Source organism: Shewanella sp. 433 (assembly GCF_059338565.1).
On record NZ_CM181703.1, the window covers coordinates 696458 to 715678 of the forward strand.

Consider the following 19221-nt stretch of genomic DNA (forward strand, 5'->3'; position numbering starts at 1 on the left):
AAACTCGTCGGTTACATTTTTAATGGTCGGTGGCCAGCGCGCCGCCCCTAGTCCAGTTGGTTGTAGACAATGGTTGCGACGCACTCTTCTAGTACACCCGATAATGAGTTCAATAATGTCACGCTGGTGATCATGGCAGCTGGTTTAGGTAGTCGTTTCGGCGGCGATAAACAACTGGCAAACTTAGGGCCGCATGGCGAAACCATGCTTGAGCTCTCGCTGGCGAGTGCGATAAAGGCAGGATGTTCGGCGGCGGTGATTATCACCCGCGCCGAGCTTATCGAACCGCTGCAGCAGCGGTTAACCGCCTTGCCAGACGGTTTTGCACTGCATTTTTGTGTGCAACAAACCGATGACTTACCAGCCGAGTGTTTGCCTTTGCAAGGTGAAGCTAAGCGGCGGGGCAAGCCCTGGGGGACTGCCCACGCACTTTGGTGCGCCAGGCATTGGGTTAATGGCCCTATGATAGTGATTAACGCCGATGATTATTATGGTGATAATGCCTTTAAATTGCTGGTCGATGGCTTTAAACACGCTAGCGAACGGTGGCAAATGGTGGCTTATTGCCTCAATGAAACCTTGTCACAACATGGTGGCGTTAATCGGGGGATTTGCCAAACACAAGGGGACTATTTAAGCAGTGTTCAGGAGTGGCTCGATATTGCATGGCAAGGTGATAAACTGCTGGGACACAATGGTCAGCACCAAGCTGAGCTCGATCCACAAAGCCTAGTGTCGATGACATGCTGGGGGTTTTCGGTCGATATTTTTAGGGTGTTAGAGCAGGCCTTGATTCACTTCATCAAAGATAGTGGTCATCTTGCTGGCAGTGAATGTTACTTGCCCGCTGTGGTGCAGACTTGCCTACCGTCACAGCATCAGCAAGACCATAATATCAGCGTCAAACCGGTTTACGTTAATATTAGCGCCGACACCTGGATGGGCGTGACATATCCGCAAGATGCCCTCTGGGTCAAACAAAAATTAATGGAGTTATTGGGTGATTGAGCTTATTCGGCAGCAGGTGCTGCCCCACTTTGGCATAACCGATTGCGCTAAAGTGTCGCCCCTTGGCAATGGTCATATCAATGACACATTTTTAGTGCGCTCAGCGCAGGGCGAGTTAGTCTTACAGCGGATTAACACTCAAGTCTTCAAGAGGCCAGAAGCCTTGGTGAACAACGCAAAAAAGATAGCCAGCCACTTGCAAGTGAAAGCGGCGTGCGGTGATTATCATTTAAGTGTGGTGGCACCTGTATTGACCATGGATAACGCCTTATATGTTGATTTAGCCGACAATGGTTTTTGGCGCGCGATTAATTACTTACCCCACAGTCATAGCATCGAAGTGGTATCTAATGAGCAAGAGGCTGAGTCAGCCGCTAAAGCCTTTGGCCATTTTTCACGCGCCTTGAGTGATCTAGATGCGACCGACTTGGAAGATGTGATCCCGCAATTTCATCATCTTCCCGGACGAATAGCGCTGCTTAACCAGGCCGCCACCCAAGACATGGTGGGTCGATTAGTACACTGCCAACACTGGGTTGATTTTGCACTGGCGCAGACTCATCTACTTGATGAATTGGCTCTGTTGGCTGAGACATTACCGCTGCGAACCTGCCATAACGACACAAAAATCAATAACATGCTTTACGATAAGCGCGACATGAGCAGTTTAGCCATCATAGACTTAGATACCTGCATGAAAGGGCATTTAATGTATGATTTTGGCGATATGGTGCGCACCTTTACCTCGCCCGAGGAGGAGGATTCCACCAACCTTGATAAGGTTGAGGTTCGCGAGTCGATATTTGCCGCTATCTGCCGTGGCTACTTAGCTGAGCTAGGTGATGTGTTAACTGTGGATGAAAAGCGTAGCCTATGGCTGGGCGCGCGAGTGATCTGCCTAATGATTGGGGTCCGCTTTTTGACCGACTATCTCAATGGCGATAGCTACTTCCATGTGCAGCATGACACCCATAATCTCGATCGAGCGGCCAATCAGTTTACCTTGTATCAAAGCCTATTGAACCAACAAGCGACGTTGAAAAAGTATTTTCAATAGCCTGTGCACAATAGCGATTAATCAAGTAAAAGAGCGCAAAATAATGCGCTCTTTTGGTTTATGCCCGTTGAGGCTCCCGGCAATATTTGGCCAGGTTGCTCAAGATCAACTAAGGTGCAACTCATCCTCGCAATCACTATTAAAGTGTTGCATAAGCCCTTACACTGCTTACAGATTAATAACATTGGATAACCATTGATGGCCCCCATTATCTGTAACTCTGCCCTAGAAGCTGTGTCTTTAATCGAAAGCGGTGAAACCCTGTGGACACACTCTATGGGGGCGACGCCTAAGGTGCTACTCGATGCGCTAGCGCAGCATGCGTTAACGATTCAAGACTTAACCCTATTACAGCTGCATACCGAATGTGCCGAGTCGCTTAGCTCACCCAATCTGAAAGGGCATTTGCGACACCGCTGTTTTTTTGGTGGCCTGCCAACGCGTCAATTGTTACAGCGTGGCGATGCCGACTATGTACCTATTTTCCTCTCGGAAGTCCCCAAACTGTTTCGCTCGGGCGAGCAACCCATCGACACCGCTATCATTCAAGTGTCGCCACCAGATAAACACGGTATCTGCTCTTTAGGTATCTCGGTAGAAGCCACCTTGGCCGCTTGCCAAGTAGCTAAAAAAATCATCGCTCACATCAACCCTATGATGCCGCGCACTCACGGTGATGGATTTATTCATTATCAAAAATTTGCCGCTGTGTATGAGCAGAGTATGCCTTTACCACAACACCCACTCGCTGCCAGCGATGTCACCAGTTTGGCGATAGGTCAAAATGTGGCAAAACTAGTGCGTGATGGTGATTGCTTACAAATGGGTATAGGCGCGATCCCCGACGCCGTGCTTGCCTGCTTAACCGAACATCAAGACTTAGGTGTGCACACTGAGCTATTTTCCGATGGCGTGCTTAATCTGGTCGAACTTGGGGTGATCAACAATAGCCGCAAAAAAGTGCATCCTGGTAAATTGGTCACGGGTTTTGCCCTCGGTAGCCAGCGACTCTATGACTATGTTGACGACAACCCATCGGTGATCTTTATGGATATTGAGCAGGTCAATGACACCTCGATTATCCGTAAAAATCCCAATGTGATGGCAATAAACTCGGCGCTGCAAGTGGATATTTCGGGACAAATTTGCGCCGACTCATTAGGCACGCGTATCTATTCTGGCGTAGGTGGGCAGATGGACTTTATTCGCGGTGCGGGCCTATCAGAAGGCGGCCGCTCGGTGATCGCACTGCCAAGCACTGCAGCGCATGGAAGTGTGTCACGTATCAGCACCGTACTCTCACCTGGTGCAGGCGTGGTCACCACCAGGGCTCATGTACATTACATCGTCACCGAATATGGCATCGCCAATTTGCGAGGTAAATCACTGCGAGAGCGAGCCCGCGCCTTAATCGACATCGCTCACCCAGATTTTAGAGAACAGCTTTGCCAAGAAACCTTCGATATGTGGGGACTCACGGTTTAGTTCCATCTTGTAATAAACATATAGCCTCTGCGAAGGGGCTTATTACCTCTTGAGTCGCACTACTTTGACTCGTTCTCTGGGAGCATTCTTTGCCAACCAGGCCGAAGCGTCAGCCCTAATAGACAAGCCAGGATACCGATAAGGTTATCCTGGTGTTTACTGTTATGTCATTGGTTATGTTGAGGTCTTTTGGCTGGTCGCGCATCAGCCCCTTTTCCTCAAACCTGTCACTCCTGTTTCGATGAGCTGGGACAGAAAGAAGCAAAGGGCAGCATTAGTATGACGTATATTTAGGTCTACTCATCAATAAGTTAGAAGCGATAGCAAATAGGCAATAGCCGGTGAAAAACCAGAAGCCGATTTCTAGTTGGGCGTGCATCACTATCAATTCGCCCATCTGATCTTTGGCGTTACCGGCGAGATAACTGACAATGATGGCGACCACAAATACATCGGCCATGCTCCATTTACCTATGGCGTCGATAACGCGTGTAAGTATTATCGCCGTGCTGCCCTGAGTGAAAAGCAGAACGGCTTGCGCCAGTAGTTTGAGGGTAGGAATAATTACCGAGAAGGTGACAATCAAGAGCCCGACCAACAGGTTACCACTTTGTATCAGGTCTTGTACCGTCCCCAGTATACTACGGTGCTTGCTATAAATTTCCACCTGGCCCTCCAGCTGGTTAAAACCGAGGAATGCTGATACCGAGCCGAGCAAACCGCGTGTTTCACTGTCTTGAGTCATTAACTCTATGGTGGTCTGGGCAAATTGGGATTTATCAGCGTGGCCATCTAGGCTTAACATTGGCAGGCTGAGACCGGGTATAAGTAGGGCTAGGGCGATGAGAATCACTAATAACTGTAGCCATTTACTCCGTTTTGACATGATTGCTCCATTTTTCTATGTTGCCTGTGGGTTGGCACCTGAGGATCGATTATACCCTATTTGGAGTGAACGCTAGCTGAATGTCGCCGCTCACGCTGGAGATATTTTTTATCATGCCAAGCGTCACCTTTAAAGTCTGGTTGCAGCCACAGGGTGATGCATTTTCATCATCTGGCTGAGACTCTTGTCGATATTGTCTATCTTAATTTTAGAGAGCAGCTCCGCCAAAAGACCTTCTATCATGTGAGGACGTACATTTTGGCTTTACAGCATCTCAAAACGAAAAAAGCCTCATATTGAGGCTTTTTGCTAAGAGCGAGGTATTTATTCTACGTTTTGGATCTGCTCGTTGAGCGGTTTTTAAAATTGTATTATTTCAATCGGTTACGATTTTTTTGCCATTTTGGTAATTTTCAGTATCCATTAAGTCACCACTTTTTAGTTTTGTGTTGCATTGGTCTTTCATCAGCTTTTTCGCCATTTTCGATGATTCTGATACTTAAAAAGATACTTCCCGCAACAAAGAGGATTAGAGGTATCAGCATGATCATAGGTTTTCCTCCTTTTAAATGAATCGCAGAGCGACATAGGATAGATGAGTCCACCTTGTAGGCTTTATCTGATTCGTTGCTTTTCGATATTCATAGAGATAACACCCACAAGTAGATTTTAGGCCAAAAAACACAGAGGCTATAAAGTTGGCTTTAGTCTCAAAGATAACTAAACACGCAAATAGACCTCCACCTACGACAACTATGTAGAGTAGTGGTGATATTTCGGCAAAATAATCAATGTCGAATTTTAGGCGCATACTAAAACGTATCCCCAAAGCCGGAATCGAAGCCTGAATCAAAGCTAGAATCACAGAAGCTGGAGTCAGCATCAAAGCCCGAGTCAAAGCAATCGTCATAGCCGCTATCGATTGTGTTGAGGCTCAAGTCATCCTGTATCGAATGAGAGGTTGAATCGTCATTTGTTACGCCAAATGGCTTACCCTGGGCATCGACATAGGTACCGTTTATCATGGGGGTGCCATCAACATTTACAGCAGGTGTAGTCGGTGATTCATTTTTCATATTAAGCTCCTGTTGCGTCGTTTATTGTTTGGTCTTTTTTCGACATTAATGAAAAAAAGTGCGATTGCAAGAGCATTTTTCATCATTTTTTATTCGATGCTTTTTGTTAGTTTAGTTTCTGTTTTTGCTAGTTTTTATTCGTTTATTTCACCGGGAATTGAGTATTGCTAAGCACAGAATGTATATCTTTAAAGCAAACAATCGGCACGATTTTTTGTAAATAAAAGCGCCTGTGAAACAGGCCAACTCAAGGCGTATTTGAATGGGGACGAAGTCCCGATTCAAAGGAGCAACGCGCATGTACAGCTGGTCTGTACTAACCGTATTTACGTTTTGCTTCAGCAAAATTTAGCCTCACATTTGGCACAAATTGATGGCTAAACCATTTGTCTTTTCGTCAGAAAAGCAGAGCGTCGAAAGAGGGGAGAGGAGTGGCACACTCACCCTCGTCGTAAGCGGCGAAAATGCGGTTAGTACAGAGCGTAGCTCGGTGCATGCGCGTTCAATGTCTTTGGAAGGCTAGAGCGTAGCTCGTAAGACAGGTCGATGACGAGTCATCAGAGCTGGCGTGCCTTTCAAGACATATGGCCGAACAACGAAGATGTTCTGCCATCAGGCGCAGCCTGGCTTGGTATCGACTTCTGTCGCTATTTTCATTCCGATAGGGATGAAACAGATCCTCGTGATGATTATCGAGACCTTTCTATCAATAGGGATTGTTTGCCTGGGGGGAATCTACCTGGTGATACCACTTAATCTGTTGTCTAAAAAGGTATCCCATGCAAACGCACATTTCTCAATCTCAGCAGCTCGTCAATCAGAGCATATTGCAGGCAGGAAGTTCTGCAGAAAAGTACCACCCGTATCTCTATATGGTCATGCAATATGCCCCTGGTTGTAACAATAACCAGACAGGTAAAATGAGAAGAATGTCAACCATCAAACTGTAACCCTCCCTTATATCGATCATATTTTGAGAGAGTTTTCCTCAATTAATCGCTCATATAATTTAGGCGGTAAATCATTCAGTGATTCATGTGGCCGATCATAATTATATTCTTCAATCCAACTATCTGTGATTTCCCTTACTTCAGTCAAGCTATTGAACAAGTAACAGTCTAATACTTCATTTCGATAAGTGCGGTTGAATCGCTCAATATACGCATTTTGCGTTGGTTTTCCTGGCTTAATAAAATCTAACTTGATGCCATGTTCTTCAGCCCATATCTCAAGTGCATGTGAGATAAATTCTGGCCCATTATCTTGCCTTAATCGCTTTGGGTAACCACGGTAGGCTGCGATTCTATCCAGCACGCGTATAACCCTCTGTGCAGGTAAGCTCGAGTCCACTTCGATGGCTAACGCTTCACGATGATAATCATCAATGACATTAAATGTTCTGAAAGACTTGCCTGAAAATAAGTTATCACTCATAAAATCCATAGACCAGCATTCATTAGCCTTTGCTGGAACGGCCAGTGGCTCAGGCTCTCGAGAAGGTAAGCGCTTTTTACCTTTACGCCGTAAGTTAAGCTTCAAACCACAATAAATACGGTACACACGTTTATGGTTCCATTTATGGCCTAGGAGCCGTAGCCGCTTAAATATCTTCCGAAACCCATAGGCCTTATGTTTTTCAGCAATGTCTGATACTGCCTCAATAATATCATTATCATCTATACGTTTAAGTTGATAATAATATGTGCAACGACTGATGTTTAACGCATCACAAGCCAGCACAACACCTAGGCCAAATTCATTAATGGCATAGTGGGCTAATACCTTTCGTTCTGCTGGCCTTATAGCTTTTTTTCAACAATATCTTTGAGTGCCATATTTTGTAAGCTGACATCAGCAAACATCTTTTTAAGTTTGGCGTTCTCGGCTTCTAATTCCCGCATACGGGTTAAGTCAGAGGCTTGCATCCCACCGTACTTAGATTTCCATTTGTAATAGGTACTTTGACCTACATTATGTTTGCGACATAACTCAGGCACAGTCTGTGCACCAGACTCGCCTTCTTTGAGGATGTTGATAATTTGGCTTTCAGTAAAACGTGTCTTTTTCATGTGATTCTCCATTTGGTTTAGTGTAAATGGAAAACTCTATTTAAAACATTCTGATTTTAAGGGAGGGTTACAATAGTATTTGGCTGTCGCTAAATCTTGATTTTTTCATTGAGAATCTCCTAGTTACAGATTACGAGAAAATTCTACTTATGAACACCGTGGTTTTTCGGGGGGATTACCTATGGAAGTTGCGAAATATGCTGAAGTAAAGAAGATACTTGTTCTCTATCGCTTGGCATTTGGACAGCCTAGGCAACAAGAGCTTTTAGAAAGTTTCACGGGCTGCGATATAGAAAGTGAAGAATTTAATCGAGTGAAGGACTCTTTGATTATCGACCTTGCTCCTTTGAACGCTCAGATCTAGTAAAATATTACGGTTCTAGAGCGGATTTGAAAGTAATGTATCTATATGAATGATTTTAGTAGTCAAAAATAATTCTAGCTCATAATTATCTAGTTTTCATAGAGATTTTGAATCCTATTTTAAGTTAGTATCTAGCTAATAATTATTTTAAGGTGGCAACTAAATATGGATTTTGAACGGTATCCTTTAGCTCTTGTAAACTGGTCTGGAGGTAAGAAAGGTGGATATAGACAGCCTTTTCAAGAAGCTTCAGGAAGACCTCTGGATGTACAGCTAACCACCCCATTGGTTAGAAAGTTATCTAATTGGGTTGAATCGTTATTATCGGGAAAACCTAATACTCCATTTGCCGTTTTACTCGTGGGTGGCCCAGGGAATGGGAAGACTGATGCTGTAGAAGGTGCAGTAGCAGATTTTGATCGACGATTAGGTGCTGAAGGAGAGCTTGTCGCCAAGTTTGCAACTCAATACCTTTGCTCCGAAGATGGACTACCTCCTCGAACAGCTGTTGCGTCTTTTAAAGAATTCATTAGTCAGGAATGTGAGTTTTCTCCAGAAATTCGACTGGTTCAAGATGCAACAGAGAAAGAAACATCTCGACCTAGTGAATCTGCTGAATCACTTTTACTTGAAGAGCTTTCTGAAATTTATCGTGGGGAGTATCAGGGTATATATTTAGGTTGTGTCAATCGAGGTATTTTGGCCAACACTTCAGCGTTAGCTATTCGTAGGGGGGAAACAGAGTTAGCACAATTCTTGAACGACATAGTTGCAGCAGCAAGTGGAGGTGTGGAGGCTTTGGAGTGCTGGCCTCTAATGGATACCCGCTTGGCATTATGGCCTATGGATGTAGAGTCTTTAGTTGCTCCACTGGATGGTAACGTCAAAAATACAGTTTTTCATCAGATACTTAAAAAAGCACTTGCTGATGAAAACTGGAACCCACCTTGTGATAATAAATCTGATTGTCCATTCTGTCAGAATAAAACATTACTAGATAAAGAAAGATCTCAGGATAATGTTGTTCGCTTTTTATACCATTACGAGTTGGCATCAGGCAAGCGTTGGACGTTTCGTGATCTGTACTCTTTAATTTCCTACTTATTTATTGGTGAAACCAACTCACTAGTTATTGATGGGAAGCCTTATTCTCCTTGTGACTGGACCGCTAAAATACTTCAGCTAGAAAAGAAAGGCCCTAGTACTCTATCGGGGGCCAAGGCCCGCTATCTCCTAATGAATAGGTTATACCATCATCGCTTATTTACAAATTGGCCACGATTAACAACGGGTGAACATAACAAAGCACAGAAGGCAATATTTAGTAACTCCAAAGCCAAAGAGTCTTTTGGGGAAGATGGCTTCAATTTGGCTAAGTTTCACTTCAGAGCTCTCAAATCTCTTGCTGAAAAGGAGCATAGTGCTATAAGTGAACTACTTTCTGGTGACTTTTCTAACTATATGGATCCAGCGTTGGCGAATGGGGATTCCGTACTATTCACCTCAAAAGCTACTGAAAAAGAAGTGTGTGTAGATCTACTTGAAGAACATTTTAGTCTCTCTGTAAATGAAGGTTTAGATTTAGTTTCAAGCCGAATCACACTTATTGAGAGAAAGTTATTAATACAGCTCGCTAGAGCGGATGAGGCACTATCAGAGCAAAACCATCCAACTAAATTTTCAAATCAGGCAAGAATGTTACAGGGATCTATTCGTCAATTTGCTGCACGTGTGGCAAAGAGAAGTTTAGGCCTTCGATGTGGTGTATCTAAAGATGACCAATTGTTTACTAATTTTGCTGAATTACATTTGAGGAATGACAATTATGATGATATTGAAGATCTTGTTGAGCAATTAGTAAATGAAGACACGCGCTTTTTCAAGATCCCCCTTTCTACGACATTTGGTCAACCTGTAGCGCGCCGAGACCGGGATGTATCACTGCGCGTTCGCAATGTGAAGACCTCGATGCAAATGTTTAGAGGAAATGATTCTAGACCGGCACATCGTTCTCCTTATATAAAAATTCATAAAAGGCATGTACCAGTTACATTTGCGCTCTATAAGGCTTTGAGCGAAATTGAGGAAGGGCTTGATGCAGCCTCTCTTCCACAAGAAGTTTTCGCATTGATTGATGAGGTAAAATCAGTCACTGCTGGTCAGGTCGCTAGAGATAAGGATTTCGTTGATGGAAATATAGATCTTACTATTGGTAAAGAGACATATCCATTAAAAGTTGGAAGCAAGATTCGTTTTAGAGGGCGAAATTAGATGACATTATCAAAGCATTACATAGAAAAACCTTGGGATAATAATCACTCTCTTTACAAAGAAAGCTTCCTTAATATGAAACCTGCGCCAGAAGTCACCACTGGTGAAATCTTATTAGCTTCTCTATATCGTAACGTAGGTTTTTACGACCATTCAGGTGTTAGTGAGCATGTCTGGAATTTGGGGACACCATTCAAAAAACAGTTAGAAAAAGAAAAGCGACCTTCAAAATTAAAAAGTCCAGTAGGCTTCGAAACACAATTATGGGGAAAGGTCGTAAATAGAGCAATTGCCACACCTAAACTGTCAGGGCAATCTCGACAGCGAGGAAACCAAGTCACTCCAATTGTCCCTGATGCGACTTTGTATTACATGTCTGCTCGTTTAACTGGAAACCCTTGGAACCCAGGCAAACTTATCGCAAAAATGATAGCACTAGGCACTGGTGACTATTCAACTGCTTTGGCTATTTGGCACAAACTATATGAAAAATTAAGTGTTACTGAAGAAGAGGATGATGTTTGGGCTCGAATGATACAAACAGAATTTGAATCTTGGCGAGTTGACTCAATTCGTGATGCTTGGCAGAAGCCCTCGGTGTTTCCATATGCTGAAAGCTCTTTTGTCAAAAATTTCAATTTAGATTTCCCAGCAAGACGCTTTGTTGAGGATCTAGATTTTGTTCTTAACTTAAAGCAAGGGCTCACTCGTCGTCAGTGGATAAGCATGCTTGAGTCCTTATGTAGAGTAGGCAGCAGCGCTCATGTAAATTGGTTGTGTCACTCTAATGATATTTGCAGGGAAATAATTGAGCAAACATTGAAAAATGGTACTGTTCTCAGTGAGTCTGAGATAGCTCTGAATTTTTCTAAAGGGCAAGATTTTTGGAGTGTGGGGCAATTAGCAACAAAGCCTATCAAGGAAGCCACTAGGCGTTATATTGAAGGTCGAGGTGCAATAAATCTAATATTGCACATGCTAGAAGATGCCAACATTAACATGTCTAAGATTAACTTGACTTCTCCTCGAGAAATCTCAGAGACGCTGGTTTACCTTGCCTCTGTTAGGCAGAAGTTTGATTTTGGTTATTACTTGTCTAGCTTCTCTTTGATGATGGAAAGTGACAGTAAAATTGCAGATTGCAAAAAAGGGACATCGAAAAATGTGTTGGAGTTTCTGGAGCATATAGCACGTCAGCGAATTACATCGGAAGCTGGTTTAGAAAGTTACGATCAGGGTTATTATATTGAAAAAAGGGGCAATTATGCTAGTGCTCCTTGGGTTGTTGGATTAGGTCCTTTGTCTATTCTGCTGATGGTACATTGTGCTGCTAGTAGAGTAACAGGCCCTTGTACTGTTCAACATTTGTGTGAACAGTTAGCAAGGTATGGAATTAATGCCGAATTAGCACTTGGTTCTGGCGAAGTTCTAAATAAGAAATTAAGAGATATGTCCATTGCTGTAGATAGTCCAGATGCGGAAGGCGGCATGGTAATTGTCAGCCCACTGACAGAGCTTGGACTCAAAGGAAATTAAAATGCCCCATAGTTTCATTGACCATTTAGTTTTAGTAATTTTGAATCAGGCAAGCCAATTTATTGCTTCAGAAAAAGATGATTTGCGAGTCGTGTTTTCTGCTGTGCCTGGAAGCATGCTTGATGAAGTTTTCTTGCGATTTGAGGCTCTAGGACCTCGAGTGAATATTGAACGAAATGGGCATGTTAAGTCAGTTCCAGTTCTTTTAGTTCAGGAAGGTGTGGAAGATCCATCTCATTCTGACAGTGCTAGATGTTCAAGTAATCATGTAGTTAAGATTAGGACGTCTTATGCTTCATATCTGGCTCTTGCCGCTATTAATGATCCTCCTCTATTATCCAATGGGACAACAGTAGACAAAATAGGATTGGATAAAGTGAACCATGTGAGTTTTTCTACATGGAGGGAAGAGCATTTTGTTCAGGATATATTCCAAGCTGTAATGAAACGTTTTGAGCTGACTAAGGACACTGACCAAGTTTTAGCTTGGTCAGCTTTGGCAGAAGCTTTCGAACACGCAGGTCAGAGCGATGATATAGAAGAGCCTTGGGAGCTGTTGCGCAGTTTGTACGATACTGGAGGTGAAGGAAAAGGGCTACGAGATATGTGTCATGCCTTAGGCCTGCCTTTTCTCGGGAACGGAGAAATCCCTAATTCTGATATCAATTCTGATTTAGCTAGTTTTTTCCAAGAAAATGGATTCAACTCTGGCGTTGACCAATTGAAAAGTGAAACAGAGTCGCAAGACATAAAAGAAGCTTTAGATTCATTTAAGCAAACAGTAGTGTCTATTTATAGAACACCTCAAGAGTTTATCACTAGACCGTTGGGCAATTATGCCAAAGCGCGAAGAGAGAGCAATCAAGATTGGTGGAAAGTACTAACCCAGCAGGTTTGGTTGGAGTTGCTCAATCAGGGTGAGGCTCAGGAAACCGGTACTCTTAAGCTGAGCTGTTTGAACGAAGTTTTTCGTAGGAACTTAAATAGCCAGTTAGCCGTAGTCCAATCGATACCAAAATTTCAACTTGAAATTGATGACATACTCAAGGGAGAAGAAATTGTAGTCTCTCGGGCTTCGGGGCGGAAAAAATTAGATCCAGTCGATTCGTTTATAACGAATGACAATATACTAGAATGGGAAGATACATCTATACCTGATGAGCATGAGCAGTATGTTAGGTACATATTCGAAAGCCAGAAACTGGCAAAGCCTGTATTAATTAAAGTAATTTCATTAGAAGCGTATACGCCTTTAGTTGTTGTGAATAGTTTGTCAGCTCAGAAATTGAGCCCGTTTAAGAAGAAAGTTGGCCGCGGTGCATCGGCAAAGACACGCTATGACTGTGAACTAATTACCAACGGAGAAGGTACTCACACAGTTGAATTTTATCTGAGAAAATCAATATCTATGCCGAAGAGTATTACCGGTAAAGTAATTGAAAGTGATGACGATGATACGAACAGTCAGACTTGGCCCATAACTCAATCAGGGGACCTACCTGGATATGCAATGGCTGTCATTGAAGCTGCTGAAGCGTGCAATATTGAGTTTGAGATTGGTACCGACGATTTAGGCGAACCACTCAAGTATCAAATAGTTGTTAATCCCAATGAATTTGCCGCCAAAGGCGCTACTAGTGAATTTGATAAACTAGTACGGAATAATTGTGCTAGATCATCAAGTATTGCCAAGGTTGATGTCAGACCGAGCATGTTGACTCACCTCGAATCTTGGATTTTGGATGAAGAGGAGTCGTTTTACCCTTTACTTATAGGTCCTGGTTTCAAAGAGGCATGGCATCCCCCAACTTGGAGAGATTATCCTCGACTGTCAACACTCGAATTAACAGTAGACCCCCGGCCTAAGATAAATGAGCTCAGCCCACCTAATAGTTTTCTTATTGCTAGAAATAAAGTCAGAGTACTATTACAAAAGCTATGCCATGAAAAGGGCTGCACTATAGAAGCTCTCAGTCTTGGTCAGATGATGCAGACGCCAAGCGTTCGGACACTTGTCGAGGAATATATTAATGAATATGTTAATTGGCTAAAAAGTCCAGATTCGCTGGCTTGCTGGTCTGATCTTATTACAGTTCATCGAGCTCAATCGAATGGTCAATATTTGGAAGCTAAACCGATAGCACTGATTCTGTCTCCTATGAATCCAGTAAAACTAGCATGGCAGTGCAACGCTCAATATTTACTTCATGATGCCCTTCAGAAAGGCATTCCGTCACCTGTTGCCGGTATTATTGACCCTTCTAGTTTTCCTGATTGTTTAGCGTTAAGTTGTCGCGACGTTAATGGTCAATTTAATCCAATCGGTTTCGCCTCGGTTAAGAGCTCTTCAGAGTACTGGTCTGTGTTATGGCGTACTAATTCGATTTCTGAGGTTGAAAGAGGTAATGATATTGGTGTCTTTGGTTCTGAGTTAGGTCTTATGCTGGAAGGCATTATTAATGGCTTTAACAAGCAGCAAGTGAAGCGTTCATTTGATGAAATTCGTCAATTATATCCAGCAAAATCCCGGCTTAAAGTTTCTTTGCACAGTGACTCTTCTGGGTATAGTTCTTGTAATGAAGGTATTGATGAATGGTGTCTAGAAAATCTTGGTTCAGAAGTAGATGAGTGGTCTCCTGCTGGTGGTCTTACAATACAGATCATAGATAGGCGCCCCACTGATGAACAGCCAGAACCAGCAATACTTGCATCATTGACAGAGCGCTCTGATACCAGCGTACGATGGTATACAGGGCAGAAGAAGGCAATGAGCTTTTCTCGTGATCTTTCCATAGTGGATCATCTGCAAACTATGGATCAAGAGTTTCGTCAAGATGGGGTTCTATCGCCAGTCGATCCAAGTTGTTTATCGAGGCTTAGCATTAAGAAGAATGCATCTAATCATCGCCAGTATTTATCAATGTCTAGAGCGGGTCGATTTGTTCTTGAACATAAAGATAATAAGTTACAGGGGGGGTTGTGTGAAGCACTCGACATCCTAGAATCTTCTTTTGTTAGGGACTTAGGGGTTGATAGCTTAGGCTTTGCTCCAAACTTACAAACCTTGAATGCATCGTTAGAAAATACGCGATACAGTGCTATTTCTTCATCAGCAGTAGATGCAAGTTGTTTTCATAGCCCAGATGAAGATGCATTCCTTTGGGACTTTGAATTACCTAGATATGCTCCCGGTTCTGGACAGTCGAGTGGTTTTTATTTAGTAGCAAAACAGTCTCCAACGATGGTGACAGCTATGAAAACTGTTTTGAGTAAACTCTTAGGCGATAAAGCAGTAAGTGATGCTCAAGTAATAGTTCTTTTAGGCGAGATTTCACGTCGTGGTATTCCAACACTCAAACGTCTGACAAGTGGTGGCTCTGCTAGCCTCGGCGAAGTTGGAATGCTCGTTGCCTCTCGTTTATTACAATCCGATTTCCAACTTCAAGATAATGGAAAAGGTCTAATTCCTTCAATAGTTAATAGTACGGTTAACTTAGTCATTCCAGCAGATGTTTTTCAACCTCGATTTGATGAGTTGCGTAAGGCATTGGGATCTGATAATCGAGAGCGCCCGGATTTATTAATTATGAGTATTGGTTTCGCTGTGGATGCTGGAGATGGGTTGCTGGAACCTTATAAACTCAAAATTACACCCATCGAAGTTAAGGCTCGCTCAGGAGAAATGACTGATAAGCAACGTTCAGAAGCATTGTTACAAGCAAAGTCATTTTCAGATTTTCTTATAAATTTAAAGTCAAAAGTAGAAGACGCAGAGCTGTGGGGTATTGCATATCGTGATTTGCTTGCAAGCTGGTTGGATTATGGTTTCCGTGTTTATGGTGAAACTCATGCAGCTCAATTTAATAAATCCTGGGTCGATTACCATCAACAAACTATAGCTAAGCTTATGTCTGGTGAACTTGAGGTAGAAATAGAACCTCAAGGAAGACTTATTACTATAGAAGATACTTCAAGAAGCAGAGTTGTTTGTTCTGGTGATGGGGATTTTAAAAATACTACAATATTAGGGTATGAACTTGCAGCCTCGTTGTTGACTGGTAAGCAAGTCTCAACCGTAGATCTAATAATTGAACAAGTTGGTGAGTGGGGATTATTAGCCTCAACTGAAGTACCATTGAAAAATAATACAATAGAGCTTAGCGATGATTCTAATTCCGTCTCTCACAGGGAAAAGAAGCAAGGTTTTCCAACTATTGAAACTAAACCTTTAGCATTATCAAAGAAGACTGTTGAGCTTGAATCGACCACAAAACCAAAAGAGTTGGAAAGTTCTTCTCTGATAGAGCTTGAAGGTTTGAAGCTTAAAGTGGGAGAAAGTACGGATCTTATCGGGCGTAAAGATGTTTACTTTTACCCTGGTAATACTGCCTTGAATAATATAAATGTAGGAGTCGTTGGGGATCTTGGTACAGGAAAGACACAGTTGCTAAAATCTATGATATATCAGATGGTCAAAAAGCCAGAAGATAATCGTGGTAAATCACCTAAAGTTTTAATTCTTGATTACAAGAGAGATTTTAGTGACTTGACTGATAAAGGATGTAACTTTATTGACAAAGCCAAAGTTAAAGTTATTTCACCCTTTAAGCTACCGTTAAATTTGTTTTCAACAGGTGGGGACGATTCGAATAGAGCAATGCTAGATAAGATAGGTTCTTTTAGAGATATTTTAAGGAAGATTTTTGCTGTTAATGCACCTGTTCAAGATCGAAATTTAAAAGAAGCAATAAAATCAGCTTATAGGACGACAAGAGAAAATGAGAAAAGAGACCCTACTATTTACGATGTCTTTGAGCATTATGAACAACTTGCCGATGGTAAACCTGATTCAGTTTCTGGAATAATGAGTGACCTAGTCGATTACGAAATATTTGAAGATGACCCGGCTAAGATAGTTTCCTTTGATGAGTTTTTTGATGGTGTTGTGGCCATCGACTTGAAAGGGCTTAATGATGATAAATTGAAAAAAATGGTTATCGTTATCTTCCTTAACTTATATTGTGATTACATGCTTCGAGTTGAGAAAAAGCCATTTTTAGGTAAGGAGCCTCAGACACGTTTCATTGATTCCTATTTATTAGTAGATGAAGCACATAATATTTTGCCTTACGAATTCCCTGTGTTGTCAAAACTTTTGCTTCAGGGGCGAGCTTTTGGTGTAGGAGTAATCCTTGCCTCACAGTTTTTTGAACACTTTAAAACGCAAAGAGAGGACTATCTAAAACCAATGCAGAGTTGGTTTATTCATCAAGTTCCGGGTGTTACGGCTAAAGATCTCAATAGAATAGGACTTCCTTCGGCTTCTGACAGTACAGTAGATCGCATATCTGGACTGGAACCTTTCAACTCTCTTTGTAAAACCTTAGATTGGAATGGAGAGTTTGTAGTAGAAACTCCTTTTTACAAATTAGATTGAGTATTGTAATTTACAGCCTATTTCCTGGTAATAATTTTATAAATACTGTATAATAGCTGTATATATGTACAGCTATTAAGGCTGATTGTTGTGAACGTGGTATCTAAAGTGAAAAATGAAAATTCAGTAGGGACATATATCGACTTGTTCTCAGGTTGCGGAGGGTTCTCATTAGGGCTCGGTAATGCAGGTTGGACAGGTCTCTTTGCCGTTGAAAAAGACCCTATGGCATTTGAAACTTTTAGACATAATTTGATTGACGGCGGTAAATATAATCACTTTGATTGGCCTGAATGGCTGCCGAAAAGGGCCACAACAATTCAAACTTTGCTTGAAGATTATAGCGCAGAGCTTCAAGCCTTAAAGGGAAGCATAGATTTAATTGCTGGAGGACCACCTTGTCAGGGGTTCTCTCTAGCTGGTCGAAGAAATGCTTCTGACCCAAGAAATCAGCTCTCTGAGCAATACATAAAAATGGTTGAAATCGTAAGCCCTAAATATTTAGTGCTTGAGAATGTTCGCGGTTTTAACGCAAAATTTAAAGATTCAAACGGTATCGCTGCAAAGCAGCCATATTCAATGGTCGTAAAAGCTAAGCTAGAAAATCTTGGTTATACGGTTTTTACTGATTACGTCCATAGTGAAAATTATGGTGTGCCTCAAAAGCGTACTCGTTTTATTATGATTGGTATAAGAAATGATACCCTCAAAAGCGATGTGAATCCTTTTGAGATTCTTGAGTCATTAAGATCAGATTTTCTAAAGAAGAAAAAACTACCAATTGGCAAACCTGTCAGTGTCAAAGCAGCTATAAGTGATTTGGAACATAAAGGCGCAAATATTGTCCATCATTCTGGGAATACAAATACAGGCTTTAAAAAGTTAGATTATGTTGCTCCTGAAAGGCCGACAACATATCAGAAGGCTATGAGGAAAGGGCTTAATGGCTCTAAGCCAAATGGGTTGAGAATAGCTCGACATAAAAGCACGACAGTTGAAAAATTTAAATATATACAACAAGTATGTCGCCCTGGTTTAGGCCTAACTGATGAGCAAAAAGCAGCCATAGGAATGAAGAAACAAGTTATAAGTGTTTTGGACCCAGAACAGCCTTCAAGAACGTTGACTACGTTACCTGATGACTTGCTGCATTATTCAGAGCCCAGAATATTAACTGTTCGTGAAAATGCCAGAATACAGTCTTTCCCTGATGACTTTAAGTTTCGAGGGAAATATACGACTGGTGGAATGAGAAGAACTCAAGAGTGTCCAAGGTATACTCAAGTGGGTAATGCTGTGCCTCCTTTATTGGGAGAGGTTTTGGGGGATCTTATTTTGAGTATAGGGAAATATGATGACTGAGAAGAAGCACTCATTTAAAGCTAACGTTAGGTGTATTAGTCTCGACTAGATCTGATATATCAATTTGACTAGTTGAGAGTCCCCTGCTTTGATAGAATCTGTTACACCCTCGTTGAATGTTTAATCAAAATAGGAAGGGTAACTCTCATTTTGCATACTAAAAATCCAATTATTGAACACAAAGCTTGTTTACTTAATTTAGCTGAAGAGCTGGGTAATGTTTCTAGAGCTATAGCAAGATGACCTTCGCTTAGCTCTATGCGACGAAAAAAACGATCGCCGCAATGGCTTTCATTTGCATCAAACCTATCTAAATCAAATGGTTTGGAGCTTTTTTGCAAGTAAGAATTATTAGGAGATCACTTACCTCTTCGAACAATTCGCTTTCAAAAATGATGTCACCATTAGAGCTATAAATCTCAGGGTTCACTTCATCACCCTCGTTTTCCGCTTCTTGAACCAAGTAACGCTTGTTTACCTCTTCACGCTGAGCTGGATCTGAGTGATCAACCCATAGAACATAGTACTGTGAACCGACATTAAAATAAAAGCTAGGGCTGACGTCATTATGCCAACTTTTATCAATAAGGTATGGGTAATCCTCTAAGTTAAAGCCCAAATCAAAATTAGTCCCAAATTCATTCTTATATAGCATTAATTTTTCCTTTTG

General features: G+C 42.0%; 12 protein-coding genes. 8 read left to right on the top strand and 4 right to left on the bottom strand.

Translation table 11 applies throughout. The features are described from left to right. Positions 1 to 69: 69 nt before the first annotated feature. From AC5YB1_RS03265 to AC5YB1_RS03275, 3 genes are all read left to right on the top strand, one after another. A complete protein-coding gene (locus tag AC5YB1_RS03265; protein ID WP_475515089.1) occupies positions 70 to 1008 on the top strand; it encodes an NTP transferase domain-containing protein in 939 nt (312 codons plus the stop codon). Continuing rightward, positions 1001 to 2065, top strand: coding sequence for a phosphotransferase enzyme family protein (locus tag AC5YB1_RS03270; protein ID WP_494520707.1), 1065 nt, complete (start codon positions 1001 to 1003; stop codon positions 2063 to 2065). Before AC5YB1_RS03265 ends, AC5YB1_RS03270 begins: the two co-directional genes overlap by 8 nt. A 198-nt stretch (positions 2066 to 2263) precedes the next feature. After that, positions 2264 to 3550 carry an acetyl-CoA hydrolase/transferase family protein gene (locus AC5YB1_RS03275; RefSeq protein ID WP_494520708.1) on the top strand — a complete coding sequence of 429 codons (1287 nt, stop codon included), beginning with the start codon at positions 2264 to 2266 and terminating at the stop codon, positions 3548 to 3550. Positions 3551 to 3824: 274 nt separating this feature from the next. Here the strand turns inward: AC5YB1_RS03275 and AC5YB1_RS03280 are convergent, their stop codons facing one another. The 3 genes from AC5YB1_RS03280 to AC5YB1_RS03290 all read right to left on the bottom strand — a co-directional run bounded on the left by AC5YB1_RS03280 (position 3825) and on the right by AC5YB1_RS03290 (position 7581). Then, positions 3825 to 4436 carry a paraquat-inducible protein A gene (locus tag AC5YB1_RS03280; RefSeq protein ID WP_475515086.1) on the bottom strand — a complete coding sequence of 204 codons (612 nt, stop codon included), beginning with the start codon at positions 4434 to 4436 and terminating at the stop codon, positions 3825 to 3827. A gap of 812 nt (positions 4437 to 5248) precedes the next feature. Then, a complete protein-coding gene (locus AC5YB1_RS03285) occupies positions 5249 to 5512 on the bottom strand; it encodes a hypothetical protein (RefSeq protein WP_494520709.1) in 264 nt (87 codons plus the stop codon). A gap of 966 nt (positions 5513 to 6478) precedes the next feature. Continuing rightward, positions 6479 to 7581, bottom strand: a protein-coding gene (locus AC5YB1_RS03290; RefSeq protein WP_494519615.1) for an IS3 family transposase whose coding sequence is annotated in 2 segments (ribosomal slippage) — positions 6479 to 7317 and positions 7317 to 7581 — 1104 coding nt in all. Because the reading frame shifts where the segments join, the coding sequence is not laid out codon by codon here. A 181-nt stretch (positions 7582 to 7762) separates the two neighbouring features. Here AC5YB1_RS03290 and AC5YB1_RS03295 point away from each other — a divergent pair. The 5 genes from AC5YB1_RS03295 (at position 7763) to AC5YB1_RS03315 (ending at position 18551) form a co-directional block, all read left to right on the top strand. Next, positions 7763 to 7945 carry a hypothetical protein gene (locus tag AC5YB1_RS03295; protein WP_494520710.1) on the top strand — a complete coding sequence of 61 codons (183 nt, stop codon included), beginning with the start codon at positions 7763 to 7765 and terminating at the stop codon, positions 7943 to 7945. A gap of 165 nt (positions 7946 to 8110) precedes the next feature. Beyond that, the gene (locus tag AC5YB1_RS03300) at positions 8111 to 10216 is read left to right on the top strand and encodes a hypothetical protein (protein WP_494520711.1); all 2106 of its coding nucleotides are present in this window, start codon (positions 8111 to 8113) and stop codon (positions 10214 to 10216) included. Continuing rightward, on the top strand, positions 10217 to 11752 hold the full coding sequence (locus AC5YB1_RS03305) for a hypothetical protein (protein WP_494520712.1): 1536 nt from the start codon (positions 10217 to 10219) through the stop codon (positions 11750 to 11752). A 1-nt stretch (position 11753) separates the two neighbouring features. After that, entirely contained in the window at positions 11754 to 17189 is a 5436-nt protein-coding gene (locus AC5YB1_RS03310; protein ID WP_494520713.1) for an ATP-binding protein, read from the top strand. A 108-nt stretch (positions 17190 to 17297) separates the two neighbouring features. Next, on the top strand, positions 17298 to 18551 hold the full coding sequence (locus tag AC5YB1_RS03315) for a DNA cytosine methyltransferase (RefSeq protein ID WP_494520714.1): 1254 nt from the start codon (positions 17298 to 17300) through the stop codon (positions 18549 to 18551). 310 nt (positions 18552 to 18861) lie between these two features. Here AC5YB1_RS03315 and AC5YB1_RS03320 read toward each other — a convergent pair whose 3' ends face one another. Beyond that, positions 18862 to 19206 carry a hypothetical protein gene (locus AC5YB1_RS03320; protein WP_494520715.1) on the bottom strand — a complete coding sequence of 115 codons (345 nt, stop codon included), beginning with the start codon at positions 19204 to 19206 and terminating at the stop codon, positions 18862 to 18864. Positions 19207 to 19221: the final 15 nt, after the last annotated feature.